At 60.3% G+C, this 17,564-nt stretch carries 16 protein-coding genes; 8 read left to right on the top strand and 8 right to left on the bottom strand.

Annotation, left to right across the window (positions count from 1 at the left end):
• Positions 1-25: 25 nt before the first annotated feature.
• Both AC19YY_RS16860 and AC19YY_RS16865 read right to left on the bottom strand, forming a co-directional pair.
• A complete protein-coding gene (locus AC19YY_RS16860; protein WP_170042666.1) occupies positions 26-1,180 on the bottom strand; it encodes a TDT family transporter in 1,155 nt (384 codons plus the stop codon).
• A 92-nt stretch (positions 1,181-1,272) separates the two neighbouring features.
• A complete protein-coding gene (locus tag AC19YY_RS16865) occupies positions 1,273-2,457 on the bottom strand; it encodes an MFS transporter (protein ID WP_500604556.1) in 1,185 nt (394 codons plus the stop codon).
• Between the two features lie 90 nt (positions 2,458-2,547).
• Here AC19YY_RS16865 and AC19YY_RS16870 point away from each other — a divergent pair, with 90 nt between their 5' ends.
• Complete coding sequence (locus AC19YY_RS16870) at positions 2,548-3,093, top strand: TetR/AcrR family transcriptional regulator (RefSeq protein ID WP_500604557.1); 546 nt, start codon at positions 2,548-2,550, stop codon at positions 3,091-3,093.
• A 54-nt stretch (positions 3,094-3,147) separates the two neighbouring features.
• On the opposite strand, the gene AC19YY_RS16875 is transcribed toward AC19YY_RS16870, so the two are convergent.
• The 4 genes from AC19YY_RS16875 to AC19YY_RS16890 form a co-directional block, all read right to left on the bottom strand.
• On the bottom strand, positions 3,148-3,927 hold the full coding sequence (locus AC19YY_RS16875; protein ID WP_169956835.1) for an ABC transporter permease: 780 nt from the start codon (positions 3,925-3,927) through the stop codon (positions 3,148-3,150).
• Positions 3,924-4,856, bottom strand: a complete 933-nt coding sequence (locus AC19YY_RS16880; RefSeq protein WP_169956834.1) for an ABC transporter ATP-binding protein — start codon at positions 4,854-4,856, stop codon at positions 3,924-3,926. The genes AC19YY_RS16875 and AC19YY_RS16880 overlap by 4 nt, the downstream gene beginning before the upstream one ends.
• A 134-nt stretch (positions 4,857-4,990) precedes the next feature.
• Entirely contained in the window at positions 4,991-5,608 is a 618-nt protein-coding gene (locus tag AC19YY_RS16885; RefSeq protein ID WP_170056995.1) for a glutathione S-transferase family protein, read from the bottom strand.
• A 43-nt stretch (positions 5,609-5,651) separates the two neighbouring features.
• A complete protein-coding gene (locus AC19YY_RS16890; protein WP_492633557.1) occupies positions 5,652-6,311 on the bottom strand; it encodes a transglutaminase-like domain-containing protein in 660 nt (219 codons plus the stop codon).
• A gap of 202 nt (positions 6,312-6,513) precedes the next feature.
• On the opposite strand from AC19YY_RS16890, the gene AC19YY_RS16895 reads away from it, so the two are divergent.
• Both AC19YY_RS16895 and AC19YY_RS16900 read left to right on the top strand, forming a co-directional pair.
• Entirely contained in the window at positions 6,514-8,961 is a 2,448-nt protein-coding gene (locus AC19YY_RS16895; protein WP_432754445.1) for an acyl-CoA dehydrogenase, read from the top strand.
• A gap of 76 nt (positions 8,962-9,037) precedes the next feature.
• Complete coding sequence (locus tag AC19YY_RS16900) at positions 9,038-9,445, top strand: PA2817 family protein (RefSeq protein WP_099168779.1); 408 nt, start codon at positions 9,038-9,040, stop codon at positions 9,443-9,445.
• A 158-nt stretch (positions 9,446-9,603) separates the two neighbouring features.
• Here the strand turns inward: AC19YY_RS16900 and AC19YY_RS16905 are convergent, their stop codons facing one another.
• Entirely contained in the window at positions 9,604-10,536 is a 933-nt protein-coding gene (locus AC19YY_RS16905) for a LysR family transcriptional regulator (RefSeq protein WP_170042662.1), read from the bottom strand.
• Positions 10,537-10,626: 90 nt separating this feature from the next.
• Here AC19YY_RS16905 and AC19YY_RS16910 point away from each other — a divergent pair, with 90 nt between their 5' ends.
• The 3 genes from AC19YY_RS16910 (at position 10,627) to AC19YY_RS16920 (ending at position 14,896) form a co-directional block, all read left to right on the top strand.
• Positions 10,627-11,253, top strand: coding sequence for an alanyl-tRNA editing protein (locus AC19YY_RS16910; protein WP_500604558.1), 627 nt, complete (start codon positions 10,627-10,629; stop codon positions 11,251-11,253).
• A 155-nt stretch (positions 11,254-11,408) separates the two neighbouring features.
• On the top strand, positions 11,409-13,148 hold the full coding sequence (locus AC19YY_RS16915; RefSeq protein WP_500604559.1) for a dipeptidase: 1,740 nt from the start codon (positions 11,409-11,411) through the stop codon (positions 13,146-13,148).
• An 833-nt stretch (positions 13,149-13,981) separates the two neighbouring features.
• Positions 13,982-14,896 carry a tyrosine-type recombinase/integrase gene (locus tag AC19YY_RS16920; RefSeq protein WP_500604560.1) on the top strand — a complete coding sequence of 305 codons (915 nt, stop codon included), beginning with the start codon at positions 13,982-13,984 and terminating at the stop codon, positions 14,894-14,896.
• Here the strand turns inward: AC19YY_RS16920 and AC19YY_RS16925 are convergent.
• Positions 14,820-15,482: an integrase core domain-containing protein gene (locus AC19YY_RS16925; RefSeq protein WP_500604567.1), complete on the bottom strand. Its 663-nt coding sequence runs from the start codon at positions 15,480-15,482 to the stop codon at positions 14,820-14,822. The two genes, AC19YY_RS16920 and AC19YY_RS16925, sit on opposite strands and share 77 nt — an antisense overlap.
• A gap of 460 nt (positions 15,483-15,942) precedes the next feature.
• On the opposite strand from AC19YY_RS16925, the gene AC19YY_RS16930 reads away from it, so the two are divergent.
• Both AC19YY_RS16930 and AC19YY_RS16935 read left to right on the top strand, forming a co-directional pair.
• The gene (locus AC19YY_RS16930) at positions 15,943-16,938 is read left to right on the top strand and encodes a zinc-dependent alcohol dehydrogenase family protein (protein ID WP_069557595.1); all 996 of its coding nucleotides are present in this window, start codon (positions 15,943-15,945) and stop codon (positions 16,936-16,938) included.
• 182 nt (positions 16,939-17,120) lie between these two features.
• Positions 17,121-17,423 carry a putative quinol monooxygenase gene (locus AC19YY_RS16935; protein WP_032902063.1) on the top strand — a complete coding sequence of 101 codons (303 nt, stop codon included), beginning with the start codon at positions 17,121-17,123 and terminating at the stop codon, positions 17,421-17,423.
• Positions 17,424-17,564 lie beyond the last annotated feature (141 nt).

Consider the following 17,564-nt stretch of genomic DNA (forward strand, 5'->3'; position numbering starts at 1 on the left):
AGGCCACGACTTTACCTAATCCCGCTTACTTATTCCCCACCCCTGCAATACACGGTGAAACAAAAAGCTCACCTTTATAGGCGCCCTGCACTGTGCGCTTGCTGACCACCAGCCACATCAGGGCCAGGGCGGCGACCAGCACGCTGCCGGTCACGCTGAAAAATGCCAGGTGCAAGGTACTGCCCAGTTTCAAGGTGGTCAGGGCATACACCCCCAGCGGGAAGGTAAAACCCCACCAGCCGAGGTTGAATGGAATACCTGCGCGCAGGTAACGCAGGGTGATCAGCACCGCAATCAACATCCACCACAGGCCCAGGCCCCACAGGGTGATGCCGGCGACCAGCCCCAGGCCGGCGGCAATCTCGCCGATGCCGGCAAAGCCATTGGCAGCGAAGATCGCCGGCGCGTCCTGGCCAAGCAGCAACATACCCAGGGCGCCGGTGCCGATCGGGCCAAGGGCCAGCCAGCTCGACGCGGCCATGTTGGCGTGGGGCAGTTTGTGCAGGGCCATGCGCAGCATCAGGATTGTCAGAATACTGAACGCAACCGGTAGGGAAAATGCCCAGAGTACGTAGCTGGTCACCAGCATCACCAGTTGCGAATGAGCGTCGGCCAGGTGCGGCGCCAACAGGCCACCACTGGCGGCGGCGACTTCGGCCGCCACTACCGGCAGCAGCCAGACGGCTGTCATCTGGTCGATGCTATGTTCCTGGCGTGTAAACATCATGAACGGGATCAACACCCCGCACGCCAGGGCCATGGCCACGTCCAGCCACCACAGGGCCTCAGCCAGTTGCACCACGCCCTCGCCCCAGCGCGGCAGGCCAAACAGCAGCAGGCCGTTGATGATGGTCGCCAGGCCCATGGGAATGGTGCCGAAGAACATCGAGACCGTGGAGTGTCCGAAAATTCGCCGCGCCTCGTGAAAAAACATCACCCAGCGCGCGGCGTATAGGCCGCTGAACAATACAAACAGAACGATTGTCAGCAACCACAACCCTTCGGCGATGGCATAGACACCCGGCAGTTGCACCGGCACTTGCGCCAGGGCCAACGCCAGCACGCCGGTGCCCATGGTGGCGGCGAACCAGTTGGGGGTGAACTGGCGAATCACTTCCCTGGGAGCGGCGAGATGGCTGAACGGTTTATAGCTGGGGGTGATGCTATTGGGGCACGTCATGGCTTATTCCTCTTCCTCGTATGAGGTTGAGCCCATGATAGAAGCGCAACGAATATCTATATAACGGGTAATATCTCTAACTGTTATCTGTTTTACCTATATACAGCTTTGGCGGATGCTTGCCTCATCAAGCCAATCAAGGCCCCGAGCGCCAGGACGATCAGCACCGCACCGTAGCCGTCGGTGGTTGCGATCAGGCCAAAGCTGCGGGTCAGGTTGCCCGCCAGCAGGGACGGCAGGCAAAACGCCAGGTAACTGAGGACGTAGAACGCCGACATCAACCCGGCCCGCTCATGGGGCAAGGCCAAGGGCACCACACTGCGCACCGCGCCAAGGAACCCCGCGCCAAATCCGCTGCCCGCCACCAGTGTGGCGAGGAAAAACAGTGGCAGGCTGGCGCTGTGGACCGCACCGAGGATCAACGCGACGCCCACGGCCAACAGGCCTGCCCCCAGGCGCAGCACCTTGTCCGCCGGGCGATTGCGCAGGCTGAAAATCATCACCGCGCCGCTCAAGGTCAACACCGCGACCAGGCCGCCACCGATCAGGTTGGAAGTCGATCCGGTTGCCGCCCGCACCAGCGACGGCGCCAGCGACAAGTAGAAACCGCTCATGGCCCACACGGCAATATCCACCGGCAGCGACAGCCACAAGGCCCGGCGCGCCTGGGGCGGCACATGCAGGGTCGGCCATAGCGAGGCCAGCGCGCCCGGCATGCGGCTGACGCTTTCGGGCAGCCGCCACACATACAGGCTCTGCAACAGCAGCAGCGCGAACAAGGCCCAATAGATCAACTGGGTCGGCAGCGGCGCGAACTCCACCAGCAAACTGCTGCCCATGGCGCCGCAGGCCATGCCCAGCAACGGCGCGACACTGTTGACCAACGGGCCCTGCTGACGGTCGGTGTCGAGCAACGCAGCGCCAAGCACAGCGGTGGCCATGCCTGTGGCAAACCCCTGCAAGGTTCGGGCGGCGATCAGCCAGGCGACACTGTCGGCGTAGATAAACAGCAGCATCGCCAGCATATTCAGCACCAGCGCGGTAAAGATCACCGGCTTGCGCCCCAGGTAATCCGACAGTGAACCGACGGTCAACAACGCGGCCAGCAGGCTCAAGGCATAGACACCGAAGATCAGGGTTAGGGTGCCTGCGGAAAAGTGCAGGCCCTCCTGGTAAAGGTGATACAACGGCGTCGGCGCGCTGGAGGCGGCAAGAAACGTCAGCAAGGTGATCGCCAGGAACACCAGGCTGGAACGATGAGAAGTGACGCTGGACATGGGCACGCTCCGCTAAAGCTAATATTTTGCTTTTGTGCAGTGTGCTACTGGGTCGCGCTTAAAGCAAATTCTTTGTGTTAAGGTTTTGGCATGGCGAGAAAAGAAGGCCTCCGCCCGGGGGGCCGTAGTGCCCGGGTACAAGAATCGGTTCATTCGGCGGTGCGTCAGCTACTGCAGGAGCAAGAGCGCGCCAGCGTGACGGTGCCGCAGATCGCCGCACGCGCGGGAGTCACACCATCAACCATCTACCGGCGCTGGGGCGACCTCGCCGCCCTGCTCGCCGACGTCGCCCTGGCCCGCATGCGTCCCGACAGTGAACCGGCCAACACCGGCAGCCTGCGCGGCGACCTGCAAGCCTGGGCCGAACAATACCTGGACGAGATGAGCTCGGAACCGGGGCGCAACATGATGCGCGACGTACAGTGCAGCCAGACGCCGGGGTACTGCGTGACGATTCTGGGTGGGCAACTGAAGGTAATCGTGGATCGTTACCAAGGTAGCGGCCAGGCATTGCCCAGCGTAGATCGGCTGATCAATCTGCTGGCGGCGCCGACGGTGTTTCGAATTTTGTTTGGCGCTGCGCCGATGCGGGTTGAGGAGCTGCATGAGCTGATCGAGATTGCGCTGCTCACCTGACCCAACTGTGTGTGGGCCCGCTCCTACACAAACCCACACATCTTTAGACCTGGCTTAGGTACGCATCCCACGCCCACTCACCAGCAACCGCGCGCACCCGATATACAACACCACCGTCGCCGCGATCATGAACGTAATCGCCACGCTGATCTTGATATCCGACACCCCAAGAATCCCGTAGCGGAACGCGTTGACCATATGCAGCACCGGGTTGGCCATCGACACGGTCTGCCAGAACGGCGGCAGCAAGGTAATCGAATAAAACACCCCGCCCAGGTAAGTCAGCGGCGTCAGCACAAAGGTCGGGATGATCGAGATGTCATCGAAGTTGCGCGCGAACACTGCGTTGATAAAGCCCAGCAGCGAGAAGATCGTCGCCGTCAGCACCACCACCAGGATGGTCACCCCCAGGTGATGCACCTGCAGGTCGGTGAAGAACATCGACAGCACCGTCACGATCGCCCCGACCATCAAGCCGCGCAGTACGCCGCCCAGGGTGTAGCCGATCAGGATGGTGTGCGGCGACACCGGCGACACCATCAGCTCCTCAATGGACCGCTGGAACTTGCTGCCAAAGAAGCTCGACACCACGTTGCCATAGGAGTTGGTGATCACCGACATCATGATCAACCCCGGCACGATGTATTCCATGTAGGTGAAGCCGCCCATATCGCCAATCTGCCGGCCGATCAGGTTCCCGAAGATCACGAAGTACAGGACCATGGTGATCGCTGGCGGCAGCAGGGTTTGCGGCCAGATGCGCATGAAGCGCTTCACTTCGCGGTAGACGATGGTGTTGAGCGCTACCAGGTTGGGTTGGAACTCGGAACTCATACCGCCACCTTCGCCAGATTTTTCTCCACCAGGGACACGAACAGCTCCTCAAGGCGATTGGTTTTGTTACGCAGGCTCAACACTTCAATGTTCTGCAACGCCAACTGGCTGAACAGCGCGGTGATGCCCACGGCTTTATCGACCTGGACTTCCAGCGTATGGCTGTCTACCAGGCGGGTTGGGTAGCCGATCAGTTGCGGAGGCACCGACAGGTTGTTCTTCAGGTCGAGCAGGAACGTCTCCACATGCAACTGGCCCAGCAGGTTGCGCATGCTGGTGTTCTCGACAATGGTGCCGTGGTCAATGATGCCGATGTTGCGGCACAACTGTTCAGCCTCTTCCAGGTAGTGGGTGGTGAGGATGATGGTGATGCCTTTCTGGTTCAGTTCGGTGAGGAAGGTCCACATCGAGCGCCGCAATTCGATGTCCACCCCTGCCGTCGGTTCGTCGAGGATCAGCAGGCGTGGCTCGTGCACCAAGGCACGGGCGATCATCAGGCGCCGCTTCATGCCGCCGGACAGCGAGCGTGATGGCACGTCGCGCTTGTCCCACAACCCCAGCTGGGTCAGGTATTGCTCGGCGCGCTCCTTGGCGATCTTCGGCGGGATGCCGTAGTAACCGGCCTGGGTCACCACGATATCGAAGGTCTTTTCAAACTGGTTGAAGTTGAACTCCTGGGGCACCACGCCAATGCTGCGCTTGAGCGCGGCCGGCGATTTATCCAGGTCATGGCCAAAGATATTCACCGTGCCACTGGTCTTGTTGACCAGGGTCGACAGAATGCCGATGGTGGTGGATTTGCCGGCACCGTTGGGGCCGAGCAACGCGAAAAAATCACCTTCGGCGACATCCAGATCGATACCACTCAGGGCCTGGAAACCGTTGCCGTAGGTTTTGGTTAGCTGCCGGATGGACAGAGCGGAACTCATATCGGATTACGCACCAAGGAAGGGAATAGAAAGAATAGATAAGGGCGCGCCCTACGTAATACAACTGCGGCGCACGGCGAGCATGGTGCTTGCCCGCGCCGCACAAGTACAGTCACCTGTATTAATAGTCAGTATTAAGTCAACGCGGTCATCACCGCTTTTTGATAGGCCGGACGTTGCTGCAAGCGCTGGTACCACGCCTCCAGGTGGGGCATTGCCGGGCGCTCGATAGGCATCTCGAACCAGGCATAGATAAAGCTGCCCAGGGGAATATCGCCCATGCCGATCTCGGTGCCGGACAGGTAGGGCTGGCCGGCCAGGGCCTGGTCCACGGTTTTCAACACCTCGATACAGGCATTGCGCCCGGCATGGATGCTGTCCCAGTTCTGCCGCTCGGCCGGCGTGCGCAGGATGCCCCAGAACACCGTCTTGAACGGTTCGGCAAAGGTCGAGGTGGTCCAGTCCATCCACTTCTCGGCATTAGCCCGCGCTTGCAGGTCCTTGGGGTACCAGCTCGAGGCCTGCTTGGCGCAGAGGTAGCGCACGATGGTGTTGGATTCCCATAACACGAACTCGCCGTCCTCGATCATCGGCACCCGGCCATTGGGGTTCAACGCCCGGTACTGCGGCGTATCGACCACACCAAAGGCCCCGCCCGCATCAATTGCCTCATAGTCCAGGCCGAGTTCCTCGGCGCACCACAGTGCCTTCCTGACATTTGACGAATTTTTACGACCCCAGATCCTCAGCATGACCGCCTCCCAGTGGATGAATGCCGGAGCAGCATACGCCGGTTCAGCCGCGACTCAAATCGCTCTGCATATCACCCAACAACTGCGGCGACTGCTCGCCAAACAGGTGCGGGTAACATTTCTTTATGTGGGCAAAGAAGAATGCCTCGGGCACCTCGGCAAACTGTCCATGGTCCACCACGTACTCCATGGAGCGCTGGCCCTGGCGGTTGAACGGGTGAAACACACTGTCGTTGATTCCGTCGAAATCCAGGGGCGGCACATCGAACAACTCGCACAATTGCTGGTTGAACGCCGGTGTGGCCTTGACCCAACGCCCATCCAGGTACAGCTCCGTGTAGCCATGCATGGCGAACACATCACTCTTGAGCAACTCGATCAGGCGCGGCGTCGATAAATGATTGCGCACATCAGCCAGGCCAATACGCGACGGTATGCCGCAATGCCGGGCGCAAGCCGCCAGCAGGGTGGCCTTGGGTACGCAATAGCTCTGGCCCGCTGCCAGGGCGTAGCTGCCACGCAGGGTTTGCGGATCGCGACTGAAGGTGTAAGGGTTGTAGCGCACCGCTTCACGCACGGCGTAATAGAGACTGACTGCCTGGTCACGGGGGGCGAGGCTCGAACCTCGATGTTTTTCGGCGAACTCCACCACCGCAGGGTGGTCACTATCGATGAAGCGGCTGGGACTCAAGTACGCATTCATGGGGATTGTCTCCGAGGCGAGCCTGGAGTCTAACCACAGGTCTGACCGAGGGATAACGACGATTCGGCCAAATGTCGGCGCCTGCTGCCTGTGACTGGAGAGCACTTCCCGCCACACCACGTAACACCCTCAGGCACCGCTTTTTCGGATGCCGACTAAGCTCTGAGGGTGCTTCTGCCCCTGGTTTCACGGAGGATTGAATATGCTGTTGTTGTGGATACTGGTTCTGGTGCTCGGCATTGCCTACCTGGCACACCGTCGCACCGCGCCCCTGCCCGCCCTGGGCGTGGTCGCCGTCTATCTGTTGGCGATGGGCGCCTTTAGCCATGCACCGGGCTGGCTGCTGCTGGTGTTCTGGGTCCTGCTGGCGGTAGTCGCCGCACCGCTGCTGCTGCCCGACCTGCGTCGCCAGTACTTCACCGCACCGCTGTTCAACTGGTTCCAGAAAGTACTGCCGCCAATGTCCGAAACCGAGCGCGATGCCATCGACGCCGGTACCGTGTGGTGGGACGGCGAACTGTTCAGCGGCCGCCCCGACTGGGACAAACTGCTGGCCTACCCCAAGGCGCAGTTGACCGAAGAAGAACAGGCCTTTATCGACGGCCCCACCGAAGAGCTGTGCGCCATGGTCACCGACTGGGAAATCGGCCAGGCCATGGACCTGCCGCCAGCGGCCTGGGACCACATCAAGCAACATGGCTTCTTTGCCCTGATCATTCCCAAGGAGTTCGGCGGCAAGGGCTTTTCGGCCTACGCCCACTCCCAGGTGGCGATGAAGTTGGCAACCCGCAGCGGCGACCTCGCCTCCACCGTGATGGTCCCCAACTCCCTGGGTCCGGCCGAACTGCTGCTGCACTACGGCACCGACGAGCAACGCAACCATTACCTGCCGCGCCTGGCCCGTGGCGATGACATCCCGTGCTTTGCCCTGACCGGCCCGCTGGCCGGCTCCGATGCCGGCGCAATGCCCGACACCGGGGTGATCTGCAAAGGCGAATGGGAAGGCAAGGAAACCCTTGGCCTGCGCCTGAACTGGGAAAAACGCTATATCACCCTGGGTCCGGTCGCGACCCTGCTCGGCCTGGCCTTCAAGGCCCATGACCCGGACCACCTGCTGGGGGAAGAAGAAGACTTGGGCATCAGCCTGGCGCTGATCCCCACCGATACTCCCGGCGTGGAAATTGGCCGTCGCCACCTGCCCCTGGGCGCTGCGTTCATGAACGGCCCCAACTCCGGCAAAGACGTATTCATTCCCCTGGACTTCCTGATCGGCGGCCAGGAGATGCTCGGCAAGGGCTGGATGATGCTGATGAACTGCCTGTCGGTCGGCCGTTCGATCTCCCTGCCAGCAGTGGGCACCGGCGCGGCCAAGTTCACCAGCCTGGTGACCGGCCAGTACGCCCAGGTGCGCGAACAGTTCAACGTGCCACTGTCGGCCTTCGAAGGTATCCAGGAAGCCCTGGCCCGTATCGGCGGCAACGCCTGGCTGATGGACAGCGCGCGGATGCTCACCGCCAATGCCGTCGACCTGGGGGAAAAACCCTCGGTGCTCTCGGCGATCCTCAAGTACCACCTGACCGAGCGCGGTCGCGAGTGCATCAGCCACGCCATGGACGTCCACGGCGGCAAGGGCATCATCATGGGCCCCAACAACTACCTGGGCCGCAGCTGGCAGGGGGCGCCGATCTTCATCACCGTGGAGGGGGCGAATATCCTCTCGCGCAACCTGATGATCTTCGGCCAGGGCGCGATCCGCTGCCACCCGTTCGTCCTCAAGGAAATGGCCCTGGCCGGCCGTGAAGACCGCGACCAGGCGCTCAAGGAGTTCGATGGGCTGCTGATGCAACATATCGGCTTTGCCGTGAGCAACGCCGCCAGCACCCTGGTGTTGAACCTGGGCCTGGGTCACTTCGAAAAAGCCCCGGGCAACCGCTTGAGCCAGGGCTACTTCCGTGCGCTCAACCGCCAGGCTGCCGCGTTCGCCCTGTTGGCGGACCTGAGCATGATGCTGCTGGGCGGCGAGCTGAAGCGTCGTGAACGCCTGTCCGCACGGCTCGGGGATGTGCTCAGCCATATGTACCTGGCCTCGGCAGCGCTCAAGCGCTACCACGACCTCGACTCCCCGGACCACCTGGAGCCGCTGTTTGCCTGGGCCATGGAAGAAAGCCTTGGCCAGTCGGAGCGCGCGCTGGATGAGTTGCTCAGCAACTTCCCCAACAAAGTGCTGGGCTGCCTGATGCGAGTCATCGTGTTCCCGTTCGGCCGCCGCCACAAAGGTCCGTCCGATGCATTGGACGCGGAAGTCGCCGCAGTAATTGGCCGGGCCAAGGGCGACCCGACCCTCGAAGAACTGCTGGCTGGCTGCTACCGCCCACAGTCGGCGCAAGATCCAGTCGGCGCCTTGCAACATGCCTACGACCTGCTGGGTGCCAGCCAGCCCCTGCAAAAGAAACTCCACAGCGCCCTCAAGAGTGGCCAGGTCAAGCCACGCGCGGGGGAACACGCCATCGAAGCCGCACTCGAGGCTGGCGTGCTGCAACCGGCAGAGGCGCAGACCCTGCGCGATGCGGAAGCGGCGCGGCGCAAGGTGATCGACGTGGATGACTTCAGTAAGGAGGAGTTGGCCCAGGCGCCTGGCAGAGTCCGCTAGTACCGGCGGTCATATAAAAGCGGGCGCGAGAGCTATATACTCTCGCGCCCGTTTTTGCTTTTGAGGACTTACTCTCGTGTCCAACGTCGTTGCCGATCATCTCGTCTTGCTCGACCACCTGCGCAGTATCCTGGTTGCCGTCGGCGAAGCCGAACAGGTTCCAGAGGAAAGCCACGCTTTGTTCCTGGAACGCTTTGATGAACTGCGGGCCATGCTGCCCATCGACCCGATCGAAAGCCAATACCTGGGCCAGGACATGATGAGCCAGGTCATCCTGCGCTACCCACAGATTGCCCATCTGGTACCGCGCGACTTGCTGTGGTTCTTTGGCGGTGACTGCCTGCACTTCATGCCCGATGATGAACTGGACTTGTACCAGGCCCTGGAAGAACGGCGCTTCGAAGCCGAACAGAACGACGAACCGTTCGACTGGAACCAGGAAAAGCAATTGCTGGCCATGTCCAACGACCAGCCCAAGCACTGATCTCAAAAGCACCAAAGATCCAAATGTGGAGCGGGCTTGTCGGATCGACGCATCGCCGCCAAGACGTCGGCCCAGCAAACATTGATGTTGACTGACCCGCTGCTTTCGCGAGCAAGCCCGCTCCCACATTAATCCGCCCAACATTCTCGATCGTGCTCCTACCGCCGACGCAATGTGGGCTCCTTAGCCATGCACTCCACCAGATAATCGATGAACACCCGCAGTTTCGGTGGCAGGTAGCGCGTGGGTGAATGCAGCAACCAGGCATCCCCATGGTACGAGGCAATAAAATCCCATTGCGCCAGGACCTGCACCAACCGCCCCTCCTCCAATGCATGCCGCGCAGTGAAATACGGCAAGCTGCCAATTCCCACATCCTGCAACACCGCATCCAGCCGCACCCCCGTGTGATTGGCCGCATAACGACCACGCACACCCACCGTCACTGTTTTGCCAGCCTGGCGCAATTTCCAGCGCGCATCCCCAGGGGTTTCGCCCAGATAAATGCAGCTGTGCTCCAGCAAGTCATGGGGATGCAGCGGCGTTCCGTGGGTGGCCAGATATTGCGGCGTAGCACACAGCAAATGCTCGATCGGCAGTAACCGGCGCCCTACCAGCCCCGGCGGCGGGTTATCGGTGATGCGGATGCTCAGGTCGACATTGTCATCAATCAAATCCACCTGCCGATCTTCGAGGATCAGCTGCACATCGACCTTGGGATAGCGCCGCAGGAACTGCGGCATATGCGGATGCACCACAAACCGCCCGACCGCCTTGGGCACGCTGACCCGTATCAGCCCCTCGGCCTCGTGGGTGTACTGGCCGCTGATTTCCATCACCGAGCGCGCCGCGTTGACCATCTCCTGGCAGCGATTGAAGACTTCTTCGCCACCTTCGCTCAAGCGCAGCTTGCGCGTGGTGCGCTGTAATAGTCGCGTGGCCAGGGCCTGTTCCAGCCGCGAGATGCTGCGGCTCACCGCCGATGGCGAGGTGCCCAGTTGGCGCGCCGCTGCAGAGAAGCTGCCGGCTTCCACCACCTTGACGAAAATCGCCATTTCACCCAGCAGTGGCAAAGGAAGATTGATGCTCATGACGCACAAGTCCATTGAGATTTCAGCGGATTATCACCCATTTGCGCACTACTTATACTGCTGCGTAGACCCCTGATGCGGATGTAGACGATGACCCAGCGCCTGTTTTTTACCCATGACCACCTGGTTGCCGATGTTGATGTGCTGGAGTGCACGCCCCATGAGCAGCAGTTTGCAGTAGTCCTGCAGTCCACTATTTTCCATCCCCAGGGTGGCGGCCAGCCCTTTGATACGGGGTGGCTGGGGGACAGCAACGTATTGAAAGTGGTGCAGGAGGCCGAGCGCATCGTGCACTACGTGGACCAGCCCGTGGCACTTGGCCTCCAGCCAGCTCGGGTCGACGGCCAGCGCCGCGCCCTGCATACACGCCTGCATTCGGCCGGGCATCTGATCGGCAACGCCGGTGAAACCCTGGGCTGGATGCCGATCAAGGCCCACCACTGGCCCGGTGAAGGCAAGATCAGTTTTATCCGTGGGGAATCGGCCCAAGACATAGAAGCCGATGCCTTGCAGGAACAGCTCAACCAGTGGATCGCCGCGGATTTACCACGCCACATGACGCTGGAAAGTGGCTCCCGCGAAGTCGGTTTTGGCGACCTGCCGCCCTACGCCTGCGGCGGCACTCATGTGCAAGCCCTGGCCCAAGTCGGCCAGGTCACGATTCTCGGCCTGTCGGAGAAAAAGGGCACGCTGTCGGTGCGCTATAGCCTGGACTGACAGGTGGATGGCAGGCGGCGTTTTCTTATCGAGATCGGACATCACCCCGCAAGGGGCTCCCCTCCTGCTTGTGGGTGATGCTAGTGTGTGAAAATGTTTCCGACAAAAAAATAGGAAACTTCCTACTCACCACCTGCAAAGGAATGCCCCCAGCAATGGACTTCTCCCTCAAGCACCTGGCCGCCGCCACCCTGATGGTCGCCAGCCTGTCCGCCTTTACCGCACCCGCCTTCGCCAACATCACCCCGCAACAGAGCGCGACCATCCTCAAGACGTTCAATGACGCGTCGATCAAGGACTTCCGCACTTTCCTGGGCAGCCTGGCCAAAAGTGAACTGGGCAAAACCGCCGATCTCGGCCCGGCGATCAGCGCATTTCTCGATAACAAGAGCCTCAGCGCCGAACAGCAAAACGAGATTCACCGCCTGCTGGGCATTTACGCCCGGGTGAAATACGGCGCAGCGGCTACCGAGACCCTGCATGAACTGGTGGCCATACCGACCTTCCAGGTAGAAGGCGTAGCCCAGCACGACAACCCTGAATTCATCAAGATCGCCGACAAGATCAAAAGCCTGGCCCAGGCGTTCAACCTGAATTTTCGCAATGTCGACAACCGCGTCTATGAAATTTCCCTGGAAGGCACGGGCGATGAAGTGGTCGGCATTCACGCCCACGCCGACGTGGTACCGGTGACCCCGGAAAACTGGGTCCTGGCCGACGGCACCCGCCTCGACCCATTCAAGGTCACGCTGATTGGCGACCGCATGTACGGCCGCGGCACCGAGGATGACAAGAACGGCATCGTGGTAACGCTGTATGCGATGAAAGTGATCAAGGAAGAAAACCTGCCCCTGGCACGCAACTTCAAGCTGCTGGTGGACACCACCGAAGAAACCACTGGCGACGCCATTCCTTACTACTTTGAACACAACCCGACGCCGAACTACAACCTGGCGCTGGACGGCGGCTACCCAGTGGTCATCGCCGAAAAAGGTTATGGCACGGTCATGGCGACCTTTGCCAAGCGCAAGGCAGATGGCAAAGGCGCCGAGATCATCGCCATGACCGGCGGCCTGGCGACCAACCAGATTCCTTCGGCCTCGGTAGCCACATTGCGCAGCGACAAACCCGCTGAACTGGCGGCCAGCCTGCAGCAGGCCGGCGCTGCGTTTGCCAAGGCCAATGGGGGTGATTTCACGGTAGATGCCAAGGTTGTCGGCAATGATGTCAAGCTGACCGTTACCGGGGTGTCGGCCCACTCTTCCGAGCCCGAATCCGGTATTAACCCGGTCGCGCGGATGCTGGTCTTCATTAATAGCCTGGATGGCAAGGTTGCGCTCAAGCACAACGAAATCACCGACGCTGCGCGTTACGCCACCGACAACTGGGGCCTGGATTATCTGGGCGGCAAATTGGGCGTGGGCTTTTCCGATGCGTTCATGGGGCCGCTGACCACTTCCCTGACCTTCGTCGGCATGGATGAAAAAGCCCTCAAGCTGGCAGTCAACCTGCGGGTACCGAAGGGCAAATCCCCGGAAACACTCAAGAAAGAAATCGCCGACAAGCTCAGCGCCTGGAGCAAAAACACCCATATTGCGCCGACCTTCGATTACTCGGTGGCCGCGCCGATGTATCGCAACCCCGAGGGCGAGTGGGTCAAGGCGTTGCTGGCCGTGTCCACCGAAAACCTGGGCATGAAGCCCGAGTTCGGTACTTCGGCCGGCGCAACGTCGGTGCATGAACTGCCAAACGGCGTGCAATTCGGCCTGGCCCGACCAGAAGCCAAGTACACCGGCCACACCGACAACGAGTTCAAGACCACCGAGCAGTTCCTGCTGGACCTACAGATCGTGACAGAAATGATGGGACGTATCGGGCAACTGCCAAAACTCTAAGCCAACCCTTGGACCTGCTCTTGCAGCGGGTCCATCCCGGACAAACAAAAACGCCGCTCATCACTGAGCGGCGTTTTTGTTGAATATGGAGCGGGAAACGAGACTTTAACCTAGCCTCTAACCATTTGATTAACAAAGGTTTTTCGTATTCCCCTCTCAGGAATGGACGCAATTATGGACTTGTTCGACCGATCTGTCAACAGCCACAGGAAAAACTATTCCATGCTGTGCTACTGAGAGCCAACTACAGCAAATTAAGGAAACCGTCTACAAGCCAAAACGATCAAAAATATGGACACAGGCCTGACCGAGTGCATTGGCGTCGATGATCCAGGCGCTGGTGGACACCATCGCCCTATGTGCTGAGATCAGGATGACATGTTGACTGGGCGGTTACTGACTAACTCCCCGTTGCGGCGGATCATTTCGCCAGGGTCGAAGGAGGGGTAGTTGAGTCCAACTACCCACGCGGCTCCATAATATAGTGACAGCAATCGTTTAGCCTTGATGCTTTAAAGTCCTCTTCACTCACAGAGTATTCCCGCCACCCTTGACGGTCGCGGTAGGGATGGCAGTGAAAGTGATCCCCATGAACCCCTTCGCTCCAGCCCCATCACAGGTCCTTCATCACTACTACGGATGAGTCCGTCCCTATCTTCTCGATACGTGCTGAGGATAGGTTCTCACGTTCCCCAAAATGGCCTGACTCAGGTTCTTGCTGCCTTAACAACGGGTGCCGTGCAGTCGGTAGACAGGTGTCCTGACATGCGCAACTGCTTTATCGAGGCCGATGCCTGGGAAGAAGGCACTGAGCGGCGTTGGTAGGGCTTACGTTGGTTTTTGGTTCCATTGCTCCCCAAACCCCAACCTGGTTCAATCAGCTTTTCCGCTACGCTATTGTTGAAGTCAACCTGGAGACCAATCCGGCCGCCGACCTCGACATCGTGTCAATGCCGCAGCCCCCCGTCACGCACAACCCCTTCCTGCGGATGGGCGAATTGCCTGCGTTCCTGAGTAAACTGCGGAACTACAGTGGCGACATCAATACGCAACTGGGATTGCGGCTGTTGCTGCTGACTGGGGTGCGTACCGGTGAGTTGCGCTCGGCATTACCCGAGCAATTCGACCTGGAGCGAGGCCTCTGGATCATCCCTCCTGTGATCGTCAAGCAGCTACAAGTGCGCCTGCGTACGGAAAGCAAGAGTATCCCGCCGTATATCGTGCCGCTGTCCCGGCAGGCCATGGTAATTGTCAGGCAGCTACTCGCTGCGAAACGCCCGGCCCAACACTATCTCCTGCCACACCGCAGTGAACTGAAAGAGCGCATCAGCGAGAACACGCTCAATGCGGCTCTGAAGCGGATGGGCTATAAGGACCAACTGACAGGGCATGGCATACGAGCCACCATCTCGACCGCGTTGAACGAAATCGGCTATCGGAAGGAGTGGGTCGATGCCCAGCTTTCGCATGCCGACCCGAACCAGATCAGGGCAGCCTACAACCATGCGGAATATGTAGAGCAGCGTCGGGAGATGATGCAGGGGTCGGCGGATCGCATCGACCAGTGGGAGAGTCAGGGTCACCAGGATGCTGCAGTGGCTTACGTACCTGTCAGCCTCCAGCAGGTGGCCCCACAGTCTTCCTCGGGAGATGGCGCTGCCAACTCCCCCGTCATGACGCGGAAGGGGGCGATATTGCCGAGGATGCCATCGGAGGCGATGAGGGAGCGGCAGAGATTGTGCCGATGATGACCATAGTTTCTCCTACAGACCAGCGCCCTCTGCCCATCCTGACGGACATCCAGCGCGAACGCGCCGAAATGTTGGCGACTTTCGAGGCGCCGTACAATTTTCCGCTGCCTGTGTTCGCCAAGCTGGCCGGGAAGTCCCGGCACCAGCCTGATTCTGACCTCGTTGGGCGAACTCGCTGGGGGGCAGATTGCCCAGTGAGCGTGGGACGGAAAGCGTTGTAATCCTGCCGTGAAGCTTCGATCCGATCTCGAGCATCCTCAATTAACACGAACTCAATAGCGTTTAGACACTCATCTCGCAGGCGACCGTTGAAAGACTCGATAAGCCCGTTGTCCGTGGGCTTTCCAGGGCGGGTGAAGTCCAACTGGATGCCCTGCTGCCGAGCCCATTCGTCGAAGGTCTTGGAGGTGAAGTCGGTGCCTTTATCGGTGGTGATCGACTGCGGCAAAGACCTGGTCTGGTACCGCTCTGGTAACGCATTCACCACGCTTTGCCCGGTGAGCGAAAACCGGGTCGCCAGCAACACACTAATTCCGGCACCAACCAGCGTAACGACAGCGACGGTGGCCCGCAGATTTCGCAGACCGCCTCCACCGCATCTGGATTACCCCAAGCTGGTCGGCCCGGGTTACAGAAAGTGAGGACGCGGCGTCTTTCTCAAGCAGGTGTTGCCCAACATCTGCGGGAGCGGCCGGCACCTCTAGCGGGGCCGCTTTCAGGTCCCAGAGGAATGGTGCTGGGCCATGAGATGACCGGCGACCAACCAGAGCGAACCACGCCGTGGCGCACTTAGCGGATGGCAGCATTTTTTTTCGACAGGGAGAGTTCATAGGCAGCGTAGATAGGGGGAGCAGAGACGGGCATAAAATTATTAAAATTACATATTTACAAAACTAGATATCGCGAATAGCATTTGCATATCCGTGAAGTAGCCACGCGCCGGACACACAGACCGAAGCGACGTTGTAACGCGCGGGGCGGCTAACCTGCGCCAGCCAAGGGCTGGCTAACTGCTCCCATCCCTCAATAGAAGGTGACCCAAAATGACCCGTGTTGTCCGTTTTCATCAGATCGGCGGCCCCGAAGTCTTGCAGATCGAAGAGCTCGAAGTTGGCGCTCCGGGCTCCGGCGAGCTGCGCATCCGCGTCGAGGCGATCGGCCTGAATCGCGCGGAAGCCATGTTCCGCTCGGGTGTGTACCTGGAGCCGACGCAGCTGCCGGCCCGGCTCGGCTACGAAGCTTCCGGCATCGTCGAGGCGCTGGGCAGCGGCGTTCACGGCTTCGAGGTTGGCGAAGCGGTCAGCGTGATTCCGGCTTTTTCCATGAACAAGTTTGGCGTCTATGCCGAGCAGGCGATCGTGCCAGCCACGGGGGTTCTGAAGCGGCCGGCGGGCGTCGGCGCGGTGAAGGGGGCGGCGATCTGGATGCAGTATCTGACCGCCTATGGCGCACTGATCGAGATTGCCCAACTCAAGCGCGGTGATGCGGTGATCATCACGGCGGCTTCGAGCAGCGTCGGCTTGGCCGCGATCCAGATCGCCAACAGCGTCGGCGCCATTCCGATCGCGACGACCCGGACGCGCGCGAAGGAGGCGGCGCTACGCGAGGCGGGGGCGGCGCATGTGATCGCCACCGAGGAGCAGGACCTGGTCGCGGAGGTAATGCGGATCACCGACGGCCGCGGCGCGCGCATCGCCTTCGACCCGGTCGCGGGGCCGCAAGTCGAAACACTGGCGCAAGCGATGAGTCAGCAGGGCCTGCTTTTCATCTATGGCAATCTCAGCGGTCAGGAGACGCCGTTCCCGGCCTTGGCAGCGATGAACAAGGCCCTGAGCGTGCGCGGCTACACGCTGTTCGAACTGACCGGTGATCCGCAACGCTTGGCGCCTGCGCAAGCTTTTATCACGCGCGGCCTCGAGGCCGGACAGCTGAAGCCGATCATTGCCAAGACCTTCCCCTTCGAGCAGATCGTCGAAGCGCACCGTTACATGGAATCGAACCAGCAGTTTGGCAAGATCGTCGTCACGGTATCTCGGTAGAGGCAGTTCGTGAAAGACCAGGAGAGGGCAGAGTCGCCTTTCCCGCGACTGCGGAAATGACTCGACGCTGCCCCTTCATCCCCGCCACGCTGGAGCTGGGCGGCAAATCGGCGAATATCGCGTTGGGCATTACTGGAATGCGTCACGCATGGTAATGTCGTCGTAACAACAGGAGGCACGTCATGGTCAAAGTAGCGTTGTTCGTTCGTCTGGAAGCAAAACCTGGGAAAGAGAAAGAGGTAGAGAACTTTCTCTTGGATGGCCTTCCAATAGTGGAGGAAGAGCCAGCCACTACGGCGTGGTTCGGAATCCGCTTGGGGCCGTCCACCTTTGGCATCTTTGATGCCTTCCCGGATGAAGCAGGTCGGCAGGCTCATCTTTCGGGCAAGGTCGCAGCGGCGCTTATGGCAAAGGCTGCCGAGCTGTTTGCCAAACCGCCGTCAATCGAGAAGGTTGACGTCCTGGCGGCCAAGCTACCCGGCTAAGCAAACCCAACAAGGCGCTCCAGTCGCGTCCCTACCGCTTTGCGGCGGCAGGGACGCGACTGAGCTTGGACGTCCACCGGCCTGTTCTAAACGGAGCGCTCGAGAGGTGCCTGCCCAGGCACTAGCATCTACTTATCTACA

This window comes from Pseudomonas sp. MF09156 (assembly GCF_059862305.1).

Excerpts from the sequence above, each read along its gene's own strand:
- AC19YY_RS16885 (WP_170056995.1), bottom strand. The coding sequence starts at position 5,608 with ATGCTGAGGATCTGGGGTCGTAAAAATTCGTCAAATGTCAGGAAGGCA.
- AC19YY_RS16910 (WP_500604558.1), top strand. The coding sequence starts at position 10,627 with ATGACCCAGCGCCTGTTTTTTACCCATGACCACCTGGTTGCCGATGTT.
- AC19YY_RS16860 (WP_170042666.1), bottom strand. The coding sequence starts at position 1,180 with ATGACGTGCCCCAATAGCATCACCCCCAGCTATAAACCGTTCAGCCAT.
- AC19YY_RS16890 (WP_492633557.1), bottom strand. The coding sequence starts at position 6,311 with ATGAATGCGTACTTGAGTCCCAGCCGCTTCATCGATAGTGACCACCCT.
- AC19YY_RS16915 (WP_500604559.1), top strand. The coding sequence starts at position 11,409 with ATGGACTTCTCCCTCAAGCACCTGGCCGCCGCCACCCTGATGGTCGCC.
- AC19YY_RS16935 (WP_032902063.1), top strand. The coding sequence starts at position 17,121 with ATGGTCAAAGTAGCGTTGTTCGTTCGTCTGGAAGCAAAACCTGGGAAA.
- AC19YY_RS16930 (WP_069557595.1), top strand. The coding sequence starts at position 15,943 with ATGACCCGTGTTGTCCGTTTTCATCAGATCGGCGGCCCCGAAGTCTTG.
- AC19YY_RS16870 (WP_500604557.1), top strand. The coding sequence starts at position 2,548 with ATGGCGAGAAAAGAAGGCCTCCGCCCGGGGGGCCGTAGTGCCCGGGTA.
- AC19YY_RS16895 (WP_432754445.1), top strand. The coding sequence starts at position 6,514 with ATGCTGTTGTTGTGGATACTGGTTCTGGTGCTCGGCATTGCCTACCTG.
- AC19YY_RS16875 (WP_169956835.1), bottom strand. The coding sequence starts at position 3,927 with ATGAGTTCCGAGTTCCAACCCAACCTGGTAGCGCTCAACACCATCGTC.
- AC19YY_RS16880 (WP_169956834.1), bottom strand. The coding sequence starts at position 4,856 with ATGAGTTCCGCTCTGTCCATCCGGCAGCTAACCAAAACCTACGGCAAC.
- AC19YY_RS16905 (WP_170042662.1), bottom strand. The coding sequence starts at position 10,536 with ATGAGCATCAATCTTCCTTTGCCACTGCTGGGTGAAATGGCGATTTTC.
- AC19YY_RS16865 (WP_500604556.1), bottom strand. The coding sequence starts at position 2,457 with ATGTCCAGCGTCACTTCTCATCGTTCCAGCCTGGTGTTCCTGGCGATC.